Origin of the sequence: Phreatobacter sp. (genome assembly GCF_027532945.1) — a bacterium.
Classification (GTDB): Bacteria; Pseudomonadota; Alphaproteobacteria; order Rhizobiales; family Phreatobacteraceae; genus Phreatobacter.
The window spans coordinates 246,913-260,949 of record NZ_JAPZTZ010000017.1; the positions used below are offsets into that span (position 1 = coordinate 246,913).

Genomic DNA, 14,037 nt, shown 5'->3' on the forward strand with positions numbered 1-14,037 from the left:
CTATCTATCAAGAGAAAAGATAACGAGCGTTCTTGATGGAGATGACGCGATGCGGATGACGGACGAACAGAAGGCAGCGGCGCGGGCGGTGATCATCACGGCGGCCGGCCGCCGCTTCCGCGTGGACGGCATGGCGGGGGTGGGGATCGACGCGCTGGCACGCGAGGCCGGGCAGACCTCCGGCGCGATCTATGCGCATTTCACCTCGAAGGCAGCGGTCTTCGCTGCGGTGGTCGATGCCGGGCTGGCGCGGCTGCGGGCGGGCATGGAACGCTGCCGCGCGGCGGGTGCCGGCTGGGCCCGGGTTTTCGTGCGGCAATATCTGTCGGCGCAGCATCGTGACCAGATCGCCGAGGGCTGCCTGTTGCCGAGCCTCAGCGCCGATGTCGCCCGCGGCGATATGGACCTGCGCTCCGCCTATGCGGCGGATCTCGCGCGCGCCATCGATACGCTGGCCGAGGGGTGCGTGGGGGCGACGGAGGCCGAGCGGCGCCAGACGGCGATCGCGCTTCTCGCCCTCGGGGCCGGTGGTCTCCTGCTGTCGCGGGCGGTGCCGGCCGGACCGCTTGCCGACGAGGTCCTCGCCGCGGCCACGGCCGCGGCCGAAACGGTGCTCGGGCCTGCGACGTGAGGCCTCACGCCGCCTGTTTCGCGCCCTCGCCGACGATGCGCACGATGTCGGCCATGATCGTGTTGAGCTGGAAATCCTTCGGCGTGTAGACCGCCGCGACCCCGGCGCCACGCAGCACCGTCTCGTCCTCTGGCGGGATGATGCCGCCGACGATGACCGGAACGTCGTTGAGGCCTTCCGCGCGCATCCGCTCCATCACCTCGGTGACGAGCGGGATGTGGCTTCCCGACAGGATCGACAGGCCGACGACGTGGACGCCCTCTTCCAGCGCGGCGTTGACGATCTCGGCGGGGGTGAGGCGAATGCCCTCGTAGACCACCTCCATACCGCAGTCGCGGGCGCGCACGGCGATCTGCTCGGCGCCGTTGGAATGGCCGTCGAGGCCCGGCTTGCCGACGAGGAACTTCAGCCGGCGGCCGAGGGCCCGGGACACCTTCTCCACCTCGTCGCGGATGGGGGCGAGGTCGCCGCTCTCGGCGCGGGCGGCGCGGCCAACGCCGGTCGGGGCGCGGTACTCGCCGAAGACCTCGCGCAGCACCTGGCCCCATTCGCCGGTGGTGACGCCGGCCTTCGCCGCGGCGATGGAGGGCTCCATGACGTTGCGGCCCTCCTGCGCGGCGGCGCGCAGGTCGGCGAGCGCCTTCTCGACGGCCCTGGCGTCGCGGGCGGCGCGCCAGGCCTTGAGGCTCTCGACCTGGGCGGCCTCGACGGCCGGATCGACCACCATGATCGATCCTTCGCCGGTGGTGAGCGGCGAGGGCTCGGTCTCGGTGAAGCGGTTGACGCCGATCACCACCTGCTCGCCGCTCTCGATGGCCTCGAGCCGGCGGGTGTTGCTCTCGACGAGCTTGGATTTCATGTAGGGCACGGCGGCGATGGCGCCGCCCATCTCGCCGATGCGCTGCATCTCGGCGCTGGCCTCGGCCTTGAGCTCGGCGACCTTCGCGGCGACGACGGGATTGCCGTCGAAGAGGTCGCCGAATTCGAGCAGGTCGGTCTCGTAGGCGAGGATCTGCTGCAGGCGCAGCGACCATTGCTGGTCCCAGGCCCGCGGCAGGCCCAGCGCCTCGTTCCAGGCCGGGAGTTGCAGGGCGCGGCAGCGGGCCTTCTTGGAGATGGTCACCGCCAGCGCCTCGATGAGGATGCGGTAGACGTTGTTCTCGGGCTGCTGCTCGGTGAGGCCGAGCGAGTTCACCTGCACGCCATAGCGGAAGAGCTTGTGCTTCGGGTCGGTGACGCCGTAGCGCGTTTCGACCAGCTCCTCCCAGAGCTCGACGAAGGCGCGCATCTTGCACATCTCGGTGACGAACCGCATGCCGGCGTTGACGAAGAAGGAGATGTGGCCGACCACCTCGCCGAAGCCGCCCTCCGGCACCTCGCCCGAGGCCTTCACCGTGTCGAGGATGGCGATGGCATTAGCGAGCGAGAAGGCGAGCTCCTGGACCGGCGTCGCCCCGGCCTCCTGGAGGTGGTAGGAGCAGACGTTCATCGGGTTCCACTTCGGCATCTCGGCCGTCGTGAAGAGGATCGTGTCCTTGGTGAGCCTCAGCGAGGGCTCCGGCGGGAACACGTAGGTGCCGCGCGAGAGATACTCCTTGAGGATGTCATTCTGCGTCGTGCCGGAGAGCTTGCCGCGCGGGGCGCCGGTCTCGTCGGCCACCGCCACGTAGAGCGCCAGCAGCCAGGCGGCGCAGGCATTGATGGTCATGGAGGTGTTCATCTCGGCGAGCGGGATGCCGTCGAACAGCGTCCGCATGTCGCCGAGATGGGACACGGGCACGCCGACCTTGCCGACCTCGCCACGGGCGAGGACATGGTCGGCGTCGTAGCCAGTCTGGGTCGGAAGGTCGAAGGCGACGGACAGGCCCGTCTGCCCCTTGGCCAGATTGCTCCGGTAGAGCGCGTTGGACTTTGCCGCCGTGGAGTGACCCGCATAGGTGCGGATCAGCCAGGGTTTGTCGCGCTTGTCGTTGGTGCGCACTGTCGCCTCCCGAGCGATTGTTTGGCTTATTCTCGTCCGGGCTGCGGATTATTGCAATGCAGCGAAAGGCGGGCCTTGGCGGCCCGTCACGCCCTTCGGATCACCCCCACCACGACCAGCAGGATCACCGCCCCGAGCGTGGCGCTGATGATGGCCGAGACGATGCCCATGCCGAGCGAGACGCCGAGGCGTGGAAAGAGCCAGGTGGCGATGAGCGCGCCCAAAATGCCGATGACGATGTTGCCGATGAGGCCGAAGCCGAAGCCCTTGACGATGAGGCCGGCGAGCCAGCCGGCGACGGCGCCGACGATAATCAAGATGAAAAGGCTTTCGATGGGCATGGTGCTGTCCTTTGGCGCAGCGGAGCCCGCCCAGCCCCCGCCGGACGCCACGGCCATACCGCTGCGATGCGGTCAACGCACAAGGTGGCTGCCGGGTCCCTGACGACGGTCAATAAATGTGAGCCTTTCCGGCGGCGTCCGGAGTTGGACGAGGGTCGAAGCCTCCGCCGAAAGTCTGTAGTTTGACCCGGCGGGGCGCTGCCATTTCGCGCTTGCGCACGAATGCTGCACTGCACATACTCGCCCCTCCAAGCGCCCCGGAAGAGAAGGCGCCCGACCCCGAGGTAACACCAATGGCAGCCGCTGCTCCCGCCCCCCAGTCGCGTCCCGTCAAGGATCTCTACGAATTCGGCGAGGTCCCGCCGCTCGGCCACGTGCCGGCGCAGATGTACGCCTGGGCCATCCGCAAGGACCGTCATGGGCCGCCTGAGCAGTCCTTCAAGGTCGAGGTTGTGCCGACCTGGACGTTGGGTGAGGACGAGGTGCTGCTCTATGTCATGGCCGGCGGCGTCAACTACAACGGCATCTGGGCCGGCCTCGGCCAGCCGATCTCGCCGCTCGACAATCACAAGCATCCCTTCCACATCGCCGGCTCCGATGCGGCCGGCGTCGTCTGGGCCGTCGGCTCCAAGGTGAAGCGCTGGAAGGTCGGCGACGAGGTCATCGTCCACTGCAATCAGGACGACGGCGACGACGAGGAGTGCAACGGCGGCGACCCGATGTTCTCGACCAGCCAGCGCATCTGGGGCTACGAGACGCCGGACGGCGCTTTCGCGCAGTTCTGCCGGGTGCAGTCGCGCCAGCTCATGGAGAAGCCGAAGCACCTGTCCTGGGAGGAGGCCGCCTGCTACACGCTGACGCTGGCCACGACCTATCGCATGCTCTTCGGCCATCCGCCGCACACGCTGAAGCCCGGCGACAACGTGCTGGTCTGGGGCGCCTCGGGCGGCCTTGGCGTCTTCGCCGTGCAGCTCGTCGCCGCGGCCGGCGCCAATGCGATCGGCATCATCTCGGACGAGACCAAGCGCGACTACGTCATGCAACTCGGCGCCAAGGGCGTCATCAACCGCAAGGACTTCGCCTGCTGGGGGCAGATGCCCACTGTCGGCACCGACGAGTACAACACCTGGCTGAAGGAAGCCCGCCGCTTCGGCAAGGCGATCTGGGACATCACCGGCAAGAAGGACGTGGACATCGTGTTCGAGCATCCGGGCGAGGCGACCTTCCCGGTCTCCTGCCTCGTCGCCAAGCGCGGCGGCATGATCGTGTTCTGCGCCGGCACCTCCGGCTTCAACATCACCTTCGACGCCCGCTACGTCTGGATGCGTCAGAAGCGCGTCCAGGGCTCGCACTTCGCCCATCTGAAGCAGGCGGCGGCCGCCAACCAGTTCGTCGTCGACCGGCGGGTCGACCCCTGCATGAGCGAGCTCTTCCCCTGGGACAAGATCCCGGCGGCCCATGCGCTGATGCTCGCCAACAAGCACGCGCCCGGCAACATGGCTGTGCTGGTCAACTCGCCGAAACCTGGCCTGCGCACGCTCGACGACGTCATCGAGGCGACGGGGGGCTGAGGCCCCCCGGCCATCCGGATATGTGACGTGAAAGCCGGGGCTCGCCCCGGCTTTTGCTGTTCAGCTATCAGCCGGGCTGCGGGCCGTCATAACCCTCGATGACGATCGCATCCATCTCGGCGCCGCCCTTCTGCTCGGCGCGGGCCGCCTGGTACTCGGGCGAGTGCCAGCAGGCGACGGCCTGCTCGTAGCTCGGAAACTCGATGACGACGTTGCGCGAGCGGCTCGTGCCAACCAGCGTCTCGAACTTGCCGCCGCGCACGACGAAGCGGCCGCCGAACTTGGCGAAGGCGATACCGTTCTTGGCGACGTAGTTCTTGTAGGATTCCGTGTCGTGGACATCGACGCGGGCGATCCAGTAGCCCTTGGCCATGGCTGTTCCTCCTTCTTGGGCGCGCCACCATTCGACAGGCCGTGCGTCGCTGGCAAGGGGGCCCGAGCGACAGGTGGGTTGTGGCGGCCCTACCGGCATGGGAACAGTGATCCGCTCACCCGGTTTGGTCGTCATGGCTTTTGTCAGCCCTGAACGCCCGGAGGCCGCCATGCCGATGCCCGCGATGCCAAAGCTCCTGAGGTTCCTCCTCGTCCACGCGGCGATCGGTTTCGTCGTCGCCGGGCTCTTCGTCATGGCCCTTGTCGGGTTCGACATTGGCGGCTTCGGCTCGCTGGTGGGGCGCTCCACCGTCGCGTCGCTGGCGCTTGGCGTGCTCACCGCCTTCCTCGGCCTCACCTTCGCCAGCGTACAGATGGGCGTGGCGATCATGCTCCTGCCGAAGGAGGAGCAGGACGGTGGCGGTCGTCGTCGCGGCCCCGGCCTTCCAGCCGGCCTGCAGCCGGTCCGCATCGGCGCGGTGCCCAGGCGCTGACCCGCCCGGCCTCTTGTTTCGCCCGCCCTTCTCCTGTATAGGCCCGGCTCTTCGGATCGCCCGGCTGATCAAGGGCTGCCGTGGCGATCCCGAAAGCTCGTTCTCGAGCCTTCAGAGGTGTTGGCCCTCTCCGCAAGGGGAGAGCTCAAGCGCCTCGCAACGATACAAGAGAGCCAAATGCCCAAGATGAAGACGAAGTCGGGCGCCAAAAAGCGCTTCAAGATCACGGCGACCGGCAAGGTGATGTACACCCAGTCCGGCAAGCGCCACGGCATGATCAAGCGGTCCAACAAGCAGATCCGCGAGCATCGCGGCACCACTGCCCTGTTCGAGACCGATGCCTACAACGTCAAGCGGTACTTCCTGCCGAACGGCTGATCGACCCGTTTCGCGAAGAACCTCCACGAGATTGTAAGAGAGATCAGCCATGGCACGCGTCAAAAGGGGCGTTACGTCCCACGCCAAGCATAAGAAGGTTCTGAAGGCCGCTTCCGGCTTCCGGGGTCGCCGCAAGAACACCATCCGCGCCGCGAAGGCTGCCGTCGACAAGTCGATGCAGTACGCCACGCGCGACCGCCGCAACAAGAAGCGCAACTACCGCGCCCTGTGGATCCAGCGCATCAATGCCGCTGTCCGCGAGCACGGCCTGACCTATTCGCGCTTCATCGCCGGCCTCATCGGCGCCGGCATCGCCGTCGACCGCAAGGTCCTCTCCGACCTCGCCATCTCGGCGCCGGAGGGTTTTGCGGCCCTGGTCGAAAAGGCCAAGGGATCGCTGCCGGCGAACGCCTGATCCTCTTCTCGAGGATCACGACATCACAGCCCGCGCGACCCTCCACGGGGGGTGGCGCGGGCTTTGTCCTTTCAGGGACTGAAGCGACGCTTTCGTGCGCACGGTGAGGACATGCAGGGACTGACCGCCGAGATCATCAAGGGGCTTTGGTACGTGGCGCTGCCCGGCCGCGACCTGAAGTCCGGCGCGATGACCGCCAAGACGCTGCTCGGCGAGCCGATGCTCTTCGGCCGCACCTCCTCCGGCGAGGTCTTCGCGCTGCGCGACGCCTGCCCGCATCGCGGCATCCCGCTGCGCTACGGCACCTTCGATGGCACCGCCGTGCAGTGCTGCTACCACGGCTGGCGCTTCGACAAGACCGGCACCTGCGTCGAGATCCCGTCGCTGCGCGAGGGCCAGCAGATGGACCTCTCCAAGATCTGCACGCCCTCCTACCCCTGCGTCGAGAGCCAGGGCCTCGTCTGGGTCTTTGTGCCGCGCGCCGGCGAGACGCCGGCCGAGGCGGGCTATCCGGCGCCGCCGCTGATGCCCGATTTCGACGCGGGCGAGGCGCCGCGCTTCCACTGCATGCTGCCCTTCCACTGCTCGATGGACCATGCCGCCTTCGGCCTCATGGACCCGACCCATGCGGCCTATGTCCATACCTCCTGGTGGTTCAAGAAGGGGGCGAAGAAGCTCCGACCGAAGGAGAAGGTCTTCGCGCCCTCCGAGCTCGGCTGGTCGATGGTGCGCCATGAGCTGCCGCCGCAGAACATCGCCTACAAGATCCTCGGCACCCCGGTGACCACCGAGATCAGCTACATGCTGCCGGGCCTGAGGATCGAGAACATCCGCGGCTCGAAGATGCAGGCGACGGGGCTCACCGCCATCACGCCCGTCAACGAGGGCGAGACCGAGGTGCATCAGTTCTTCTGGGTCTCGGCCGGCTGGCTCTCCGCCGCCAAGCCGCTGGTCCAGCACCTCATGCGCGTTTTCCTCGACCAGGACCGCGTCGTGGTGATCCGCCAGCGCGAGGGCCTCGTCCATGATCCCAAGCTCATGCTCATCAATGATGCCGACACCCAGGCGCGCTGGTGGATGCGGGTGAAGGACGCCTTCGTGAAGGCGCAGGCCGACGGCAAGCCCTTCGAGAACCCCATCCAGCCGATGACGCTGCGCTGGCGCAGCTGAGGCGCTTGACCGCGCCCCCGCCAGCCGCCAAACGACACCAGCCCGATTAGCCCGTGTGACCCGATGACCGATCTCACCACGCTCGAAACCGACCTGATGGCCCAGATCGCGGCATCCGCCGACGAGGCCGCGCTGGAGGCGGTGCGCGTCGCCGCCCTCGGCAAGAAGGGCTCGATCTCCGCCCTGCTCGCGACCCTCGGCCAGATGGCGCCGGAGGAGCGCAAGACCGCCGGTGCCGCCATCAACCAGGTGAAGGATCGCGTCACGGAAGCGCTCACCACCCGACGCGACGTGCTCAAGGCCGCCGCGCTCGACGCGCGCCTTGCTGCCGAGACGATCGACGTGACGCTGCCCGTCCGCGAGAGCCCGACCGAGACGGGGCGCATCCACCCGATCAGCCAGGTGATGGACGAGCTCACCGCCATCTTCGCTGATATGGGCTTCGCCATCGCCGAAGGTCCGGATATCGAGACCGACGACTACAACTTCACCAGGCTGAACTTCCCCGAGGGCCATCCGGCCCGCGAGATGCACGACACGTTCTTCTTCAACCCGAAGGCGGATGGCGAGCGTCTCCTGCTGCGCACCCACACCTCGCCGGTGCAGGTGCGCACCATGCTGTCGAAGAAGCCGCCGATCCGCGTCATCTGCCCGGGCCGCACCTATCGCTGCGACAGCGACCAGACGCACACGCCGATGTTCCACCAGGTCGAGGGCCTGGTCATCGACAAGGGCAGCCATATCGGCCACCTCAAGTGGATCCTCGAGGAGTTCTGCAAGGCCTTCTTCGAGGTGGACAGCGTGAAGATGCGCTTCCGCCCCTCCTTCTTCCCCTTCACCGAGCCGTCGATGGAGGTGGACATCCAGTGCAACCGCCAGGGCGGCGAAGTGCGCTTCGGCGAGGGCGAGGACTGGCTGGAAATCCTCGGCTGCGGGATGGTCCATCCCAATGTCATCCGCAATTGCGGCCTCGATCCCGACATCTACCAGGGCTTCGCCTGGGGCATGGGGATCGATCGCATCGCCATGCTGAAATACGGCATCAACGACCTCCGGCAGTTCTTCGAGGCCGACGTGCGCTGGCTGTCGCATTACGGCTTCCGCCCGCTCGACCTGCCGACGCTGGCCGGCGGCCTGTCGAGCTGAGGGGAGACATCCGATGAAGTTCACGCTCTCCTGGCTCAAGGATCATCTCGACACCGAGGCCTCCCTCGCCGAGATCACCGAGACCCTTACCCGTATCGGCCTCGAGGTCGAGGCGGTGGACGATCCCGGCGCGAAGCTTGCCGCCTTCACCATCGCCTATGTGGTCTCGGCCGAGCAGCACCCGAATGCCGACCGCCTGCGCGTCTGCATGGTGGACACCGGCGAGGGCACGCCCGTGCAGGTCGTCTGCGGCGCGCCGAATGCCCGCACCGGCATGAAGTCGGTCTTCTCGCCGCCCGGCACCTACATTCCGGGGAAGGACATCACGCTGGGTGTCGGCACCATCCGCGGCGTCGAGAGCCGCGGCATGCTCTGCTCGGCGGCCGAGCTGCAGATCTCCGACGACCATGACGGCATCATCGACCTGCCGGCCGATGCTCCGGTGGGCACGCGCTATGTCGACTGGGCGCAGCTCTCCGATCCGGTCATCGAGATCAACCTGACGCCGAACCGCCCCGATTGCACCTCGATCCACGGCATCGCCCGCGACCTCGCGGCGGCCGGCCTCGGCAAGCTGAAGACCGACGTCATCCAGCCGGTGAAGGGCGCCTTCGCCAACCCGCAGGCGGTGTCGCTCGCCTTCGCTAAGGGCGAGGAGAAGTACTGCCCGGCCTTCGCGCTGCGCCTGGTGCGCGGCGTCAAGAACGGCCCGTCGCCGGACTGGATGCAGCGGCGCCTCAAGGCCATTGGCCTGCGCCCCATCAACGCCCTCGTCGATGTCACCAACTACGTCACCTTCGACCGCGGCCGCCCGCTCCACGTGTTCGACGCGAGCAAGGTGAAGGGCACGCTGGTCGTCCGCCGCTCGCAGGCCGGCGAGACCGTGCTCGGCCTCGACGGCCGCGTCTATGGCTTCACCGGCAACGAGACGGTGATTGCCGACGATAACGGCGTGGAGAGCATCGCCGGCGTCATGGGCGGCGAGCATTCCGGCTGCGACGAGAACACCACCGACGTGCTGATCGAGTCGGCCCTCTGGGACCCGATGGACATCGCCCGCACCGGCCGCAGCCTCGGCATCGTCACCGATGCCCGTTACCGCTTCGAGCGCGGCGTCGATCCGAACTTCACCCTGTCGGGCGTCGAGCTCGCCACCCGCCTCGTCATGGACATGTGCGGCGGCGAGCCCTCCGAGGTGACGCTTGAGGGCGCCATTCCCGATACCGGCTTCGTCATCAACTTCCCGCTCAACGAGACCAAGCGGCTTACCGGCCTCGAGGTCTCCGACCGCGAGCAGAAGCGCATCCTCGAGCATCTCGGCTTCGACGTCTCCGGCAACGGCCCGATGATCAAGGTCTCGCCGCCCTCCTGGCGGCCGGACGTGCACGGCAAGGCCGACATCGCCGAGGAGGTGATGCGCATTGCCGGCGTCGATCGCGTCCCCTCCACCCCGCTCGATCGCGGCGGCACCGTGCCGAAGCCGGTGCTGACCCTCATCCAGAAGCGCACGCGCATCGCCAAGCGCACCCTTGCCAGCCGCGGCATGGTCGAGGCGGTGACCTGGAGCTTCATCTCGAAGGCGCAGGCGGAACTCTTCGGCGGCGGCCAGCCGGCGCTGGCGCTCGCCAATCCCATCGCCTCCGACCTCTCGGACATGCGGCCGACCCTGCTCGTCGGCCTTGCCACTGCCGCCCAGCGCAATGCCGATCGCGGCTATGGCGACGTGGCGCTGTTCGAGGTCGGTCAGGTGTTCAAGGGCGACCGTCCCGAGGACCAGTTCATCGCCGCGACGGGCCTGCGTCGCGGCCTTGCCAAGCCCGCCGGCGCCGGTCGCCACTGGCAGGGCTCGGCGGCGGTGGACGTCTATGACATCAAGGCCGATGCGATGGCTGTCCTCGCTGCGGCGGGCGCGCCCATGGCCGGCATCCAGGTGGTCCAGGGCGGTCCGGCCTGGTTCCATCCCGGCCGCTCCGGCACGTTCCAGATGGGCCCGCAGACGGTGTTCGGCGCCTTCGGTGAGCTTCATCCGCGGGTGCTGGAGGCGCTCGACGTGAAGGGGCCGGTGCTGGCCTTCGAGCTCATCCTCGACAAGCTGCCGCCGCCCAAGGCGCGTCCCACCCGGGCGAAGCCGCAGCTCGCCCTGTCGCCCTTCCAGCCGGTGGAGCGCGACTTCGCCTTCCTGGTCGACCGGGCGGTGAAGGCTGGCGATCTCGTCAAGGCGGCGCAGGGCGTCGACAAGCAGCTCATCACCGGGGTGCAGGTCTTCGACGTCTACGAGGGCAAGGGCATCGACGAGGCGAAGAAGTCCGTCGGCATCGCGGTGACGCTGCAGCCGAAGGACAAGACGCTGACCGATGTCGAGATCGACGCGGTGGCCGCGAAGATCGTCGCCGAGGTGACGAAGAAGACCGGCGGCACGCTGCGGGCGTGAGGTAGGGGGGCGGCCTTCGCTGCTCCCTCTCCGACCCTCACCCGATCTCGCTGACGGTAAACACCCCGGCGAACCGGTCCGCCAGTGCCGCGAGTTCCGCCTCGTGCAGGCTTGCCGCGTCGATGGCCCCGCCCGACGGCTTCGGCAGGTCGCGCGTCGCGCAGGCATCCGCCGCGATCGCAGCCTGGTAGCCGAGGTCGAGCGCGGCACGCGCCGTGGACGACACGCACATATGGGTCATGAAGCCGGCGAAGATCAGCGTCGGGCCGGGTGCACCCACCAGCTCCTGCAGGTTGGTGCCGGAGAAGGAATTCGGCCGCGGCTTCTCGACCACGGCTTCTCCCGCGACGGGCGCCACCGCATCGACGATCGCGCCGCGATGCGCCTCGCGGTCGAAGAGCGAGCCCTTGCCGCCCTTGTGTGCGACGTGGATGACCTTCGCGCCGGCCTTGCGGGCACGGGCCAGCAGGTCCGCCGCCTTGTGCACCGCCGGGGCGGCGCCGGGCAGGGCGATCGGGCCTTCCAGATATTCGTTCTGGATGTCTATCAGCACGAGGATGGACTCGGCCAGCTTCGGCGGCTGGGGCGTGCGGCCGGCGAGCTCGAGCAGGGTTTTCGGCGCGGTCATGGCATGGCCTTTGGCAGCGGAGAGAGGGCGCGCATCAAAGGCTCTCGGCCGATCGGCGTAAACCGCAGCGGGTGCGGGGCCCTCATGCACGCCGCGCGCGGGGTGACAGGGCGGTAGCGCAGGCCTAGCGTGGCCGCTTTGCTGCGGCACAGGATCCCCATGCACCCGCTTCTTCGCCCCGCCGGCACGGCCGGCGCCACGCCCGTGACCTTTGTCACGCCCAAGAGCTTTCCCACCGTGAAGGCCCGGCTGAGGCCTGCGCAGCAGAATTTCCTGGAGGCCACCGGATTCGAGCCGCATCCGGGCCGCACCGCCATCCTCCCCGACGCCAAGGGTGCGGTCGGGGCGGTCCTGTTCGGCGTCGAGGCGGAGGATGCCCGCCACCGCGATCCGCTCCTCGTCGGCAAGCTGCCGGGGCAGCTGCCGGCGGGCCTCTATCACTTCGCCAATGATCCCGGCGACCTCACCCGCGCCGCCTTCGCCTGGATCGCCGGCCAGTACCGGTTCACGCGCTACAGGAAGGCGTCGGCGAAGGAGGTGCTGCTTGTCGTCCCCTCCGGTGTCGATGGCGAGGCCGTGACCCAGGCGGCCGAGGCGACGACCATCGCCCGCGACCTCATCAACACGCCGGCCAATGACCTCGGCCCGGCCGAACTCGAGACCGCCATCCGTGACCTCGCCAGGCGCCACCGCGCCAAGGTGACTTCCATCATCGGCGAGGACCTCCTCAAGCAGAACTTGCCGATGATCCATGCGGTGGGCGCTGCCTCGCCGCGGGCGCCGCGCCTCGTCGACCTCGTTTGGGGCAACGAGAAGCACCCGAAGGTGACGCTGGTGGGCAAGGGCGTCTGCTTCGACACGGGCGGGCTCGACCTCAAGCCCTCCTCGTCGATGCTGCTGATGAAGAAGGACATGGGCGGTGCTGCCGCCGCCATCGGCCTCGCCCATATGATCATGGCGGCGCGGCTTCCCGTCCGGCTGCGCCTTCTTGTCCCGGCTGTGGAGAATGCCGTTGCCGGCAACGCGTTTCGGCCGGGTGATGTCTTCCCGACCCGCAAGGGCCTCACCGTCGAGATCGGCAATACCGATGCGGAAGGACGGCTGATCCTCTGCGATGCGCTGACCCTCGCCGACGAGGAGGCGCCGGAGCTCATCGCCGATTTCGCGACGCTGACCGGCGCCGCCCGCGTCGCGCTCGGGCCCGACCTGCCGCCGGTCTATACCCATGATGACGCGCTCGCCGCTGAACTCGCCGCGGCCGGCATGGCGGTGGGCGATCCGGTCTGGCGGCTGCCGCTCTGGCAGCCCTATGCCGGCGGCCTCGACAGCAAGGTTGCCGACATGAACAACGTCACGACCGGTGGCTTTGCCGGGTCGATCACCGCGGCGCTCTATCTCGCCCGCTTCGTCGAGAAGGCGAAGAGCTGGCTCCATGCGGATGTGTTCGGCTGGGTGCCGTCGGAGAAGCCCGGCCGGCCGCAGGGCGGCGAGATGCAGGCGGCGCGGGCGCTGTTCGAGGTGCTGAAGGGCCGGTTCGGGTGAGCACCTGAGAAGAATAGCCCCACCCCATCCGCGAGCCCCTCTCCCCTCGTGGGAGAGGGTGCCCGCGTCAGCGGGCGGGTGAGGGGCTGACGCGCGCCCCCTCATCCGGCGCATAGCATCGTGCGCACATGCCCCCTCATCCGGCGCCTGACGGCGCCACCTTCTCCCACGAGGGGAGAAGCACCGCGGAACCGGTCTCCGCATGCACACCCCCACCTCTCCCCGCCAGGGCGAGGTGGGCCGGAGCCGCGTTCTGCAAAGCTGGTTGTTCCCCCTGTCATCCCCCCACGCCTCCGCGTTCCCGCGCCTGACCGGCCGGGTTTTGCTCCGTCGGTCCCCGCGCTCCCCGAGAGGAAGCGCGAGGGGTGAAGCGCCGTCAGGCGCGGAGGCAGCGTGCCTCCTGGCCCCGTGGGTCACCCCGCGGAACCGGACTTCGATGCCGAAGCCCGCCGGCTCGCGTGGAGTTCGTTGGGTGGCCTGGATCAAGCATCCGGGTGGTGGCCCGGATCAAGCATCCGGGCTGACCCGAGGAAACGGACCCCGCGCGAGCCGGCGCGCCTCACGGCGCTTCACCGCGGCTTTTGTCGTCATCCGGGACCGCGCGTCCGGGGCGAGCGGGTCGGGAGGGCGGGGCCAAGACGCCCCGGCTGCCTCCCGGGCCGACCGACGGGGGAGGCCTGTGCTCCCGACGGTCCTGGCCGGACGGAAAAGGCGGTTGCCCGCCTCCCCGCCCCCGGCGAGGCAATAAAGCCCCGCCGGTTCCGCTCGCCCGCCTAGCGATGCTCCTCGCGCAACGGTCACCCCCGGCGCGGCAGCGCCTTGAGGGCCCGAAGGGGCGGTGCTCCCGGCGACGCCCCGGCGCGGCGGCTGGTAAGGCCACATGCACCGGGGAACCGCCCCTCCGCCCCATCGCCCGCACCACCGGACGATGCCTCGA

At 68.6% G+C, this 14,037-nt stretch carries 13 protein-coding genes; 9 read left to right on the top strand and 4 right to left on the bottom strand.

Annotated elements, in window-relative coordinates:
- The first annotated feature begins 55 nt into the window (after positions 1-55).
- Positions 56-631: a TetR/AcrR family transcriptional regulator gene (locus O9344_RS14315; protein ID WP_298478503.1), complete on the top strand. Its 576-nt coding sequence runs from the start codon at positions 56-58 to the stop codon at positions 629-631.
- A 4-nt stretch (positions 632-635) separates the two neighbouring features.
- Here O9344_RS14315 and O9344_RS14320 read toward each other — a convergent pair whose 3' ends face one another.
- Both O9344_RS14320 and O9344_RS14325 read right to left on the bottom strand, forming a co-directional pair.
- A complete protein-coding gene (locus O9344_RS14320) occupies positions 636-2,612 on the bottom strand; it encodes a protein meaA (RefSeq protein WP_298478506.1) in 1,977 nt (658 codons plus the stop codon).
- A gap of 86 nt (positions 2,613-2,698) precedes the next feature.
- Positions 2,699-2,953: a GlsB/YeaQ/YmgE family stress response membrane protein gene (locus tag O9344_RS14325; protein WP_298478509.1), complete on the bottom strand. Its 255-nt coding sequence runs from the start codon at positions 2,951-2,953 to the stop codon at positions 2,699-2,701.
- A gap of 293 nt (positions 2,954-3,246) precedes the next feature.
- Between O9344_RS14325 and ccrA the strand changes: the two genes are divergently transcribed.
- Entirely contained in the window at positions 3,247-4,524 is a 1,278-nt protein-coding gene (gene ccrA, locus O9344_RS14330) for a crotonyl-CoA carboxylase/reductase (RefSeq protein WP_298478512.1), read from the top strand.
- A 67-nt stretch (positions 4,525-4,591) separates the two neighbouring features.
- Here the strand turns inward: ccrA and O9344_RS14335 are convergent, their stop codons facing one another.
- On the bottom strand, positions 4,592-4,897 hold the full coding sequence (locus O9344_RS14335) for a DUF1330 domain-containing protein (RefSeq protein ID WP_108178411.1): 306 nt from the start codon (positions 4,895-4,897) through the stop codon (positions 4,592-4,594).
- 169 nt (positions 4,898-5,066) lie between these two features.
- Here O9344_RS14335 and O9344_RS14340 point away from each other — a divergent pair, with 169 nt between their 5' ends.
- From O9344_RS14340 to pheT, 6 genes are all read left to right on the top strand, one after another.
- Positions 5,067-5,390: a hypothetical protein gene (locus O9344_RS14340; RefSeq protein ID WP_298478519.1), complete on the top strand. Its 324-nt coding sequence runs from the start codon at positions 5,067-5,069 to the stop codon at positions 5,388-5,390.
- A gap of 177 nt (positions 5,391-5,567) precedes the next feature.
- Positions 5,568-5,768: a 50S ribosomal protein L35 gene (gene rpmI / locus O9344_RS14345; protein WP_108178409.1), complete on the top strand. Its 201-nt coding sequence runs from the start codon at positions 5,568-5,570 to the stop codon at positions 5,766-5,768.
- A 49-nt stretch (positions 5,769-5,817) separates the two neighbouring features.
- Complete coding sequence (gene rplT, locus O9344_RS14350) at positions 5,818-6,183, top strand: 50S ribosomal protein L20 (RefSeq protein ID WP_298478524.1); 366 nt, start codon at positions 5,818-5,820, stop codon at positions 6,181-6,183.
- A gap of 111 nt (positions 6,184-6,294) precedes the next feature.
- Positions 6,295-7,353, top strand: coding sequence for a Rieske 2Fe-2S domain-containing protein (locus O9344_RS14355; protein ID WP_298478528.1), 1,059 nt, complete (start codon positions 6,295-6,297; stop codon positions 7,351-7,353).
- 63 nt (positions 7,354-7,416) lie between these two features.
- Positions 7,417-8,499 carry a phenylalanine--tRNA ligase subunit alpha gene (gene pheS, locus O9344_RS14360; RefSeq protein WP_298478532.1) on the top strand — a complete coding sequence of 361 codons (1,083 nt, stop codon included), beginning with the start codon at positions 7,417-7,419 and terminating at the stop codon, positions 8,497-8,499.
- 13 nt (positions 8,500-8,512) lie between these two features.
- On the top strand, positions 8,513-10,930 hold the full coding sequence (gene pheT / locus O9344_RS14365) for a phenylalanine--tRNA ligase subunit beta (protein WP_298478535.1): 2,418 nt from the start codon (positions 8,513-8,515) through the stop codon (positions 10,928-10,930).
- 37 nt (positions 10,931-10,967) lie between these two features.
- Here the strand turns inward: pheT and O9344_RS14370 are convergent, their stop codons facing one another.
- Positions 10,968-11,558 carry a cysteine hydrolase family protein gene (locus O9344_RS14370; protein WP_298478539.1) on the bottom strand — a complete coding sequence of 197 codons (591 nt, stop codon included), beginning with the start codon at positions 11,556-11,558 and terminating at the stop codon, positions 10,968-10,970.
- Between the two features lie 159 nt (positions 11,559-11,717).
- Here O9344_RS14370 and O9344_RS14375 point away from each other — a divergent pair, with 159 nt between their 5' ends.
- Positions 11,718-13,100, top strand: a complete 1,383-nt coding sequence (locus tag O9344_RS14375) for a leucyl aminopeptidase family protein (RefSeq protein ID WP_298478542.1) — start codon at positions 11,718-11,720, stop codon at positions 13,098-13,100.
- The last annotated feature ends 937 nt before the right edge of the window (positions 13,101-14,037 follow it).

Bases quoted from the DNA above. Each gene is read 5' to 3' on its own strand.
- O9344_RS14325 (WP_298478509.1), bottom strand. From the start codon at position 2,953: ATGCCCATCGAAAGCCTTTTCATCTTGATTATCGTCGGCGCCGTCGCC.
- O9344_RS14340 (WP_298478519.1), top strand. From the start codon at position 5,067: ATGCCGATGCCCGCGATGCCAAAGCTCCTGAGGTTCCTCCTCGTCCAC.
- pheS (WP_298478532.1), top strand. From the start codon at position 7,417: ATGACCGATCTCACCACGCTCGAAACCGACCTGATGGCCCAGATCGCG.
- rplT (WP_298478524.1), top strand. From the start codon at position 5,818: ATGGCACGCGTCAAAAGGGGCGTTACGTCCCACGCCAAGCATAAGAAG.
- O9344_RS14370 (WP_298478539.1), bottom strand. From the start codon at position 11,558: ATGACCGCGCCGAAAACCCTGCTCGAGCTCGCCGGCCGCACGCCCCAG.
- O9344_RS14335 (WP_108178411.1), bottom strand. From the start codon at position 4,897: ATGGCCAAGGGCTACTGGATCGCCCGCGTCGATGTCCACGACACGGAA.
- pheT (WP_298478535.1), top strand. From the start codon at position 8,513: ATGAAGTTCACGCTCTCCTGGCTCAAGGATCATCTCGACACCGAGGCC.
- O9344_RS14355 (WP_298478528.1), top strand. From the start codon at position 6,295: ATGCAGGGACTGACCGCCGAGATCATCAAGGGGCTTTGGTACGTGGCG.
- rpmI (WP_108178409.1), top strand. From the start codon at position 5,568: ATGCCCAAGATGAAGACGAAGTCGGGCGCCAAAAAGCGCTTCAAGATC.
- O9344_RS14315 (WP_298478503.1), top strand. From the start codon at position 56: ATGACGGACGAACAGAAGGCAGCGGCGCGGGCGGTGATCATCACGGCG.
- O9344_RS14375 (WP_298478542.1), top strand. From the start codon at position 11,718: ATGCACCCGCTTCTTCGCCCCGCCGGCACGGCCGGCGCCACGCCCGTG.
- ccrA (WP_298478512.1), top strand. From the start codon at position 3,247: ATGGCAGCCGCTGCTCCCGCCCCCCAGTCGCGTCCCGTCAAGGATCTC.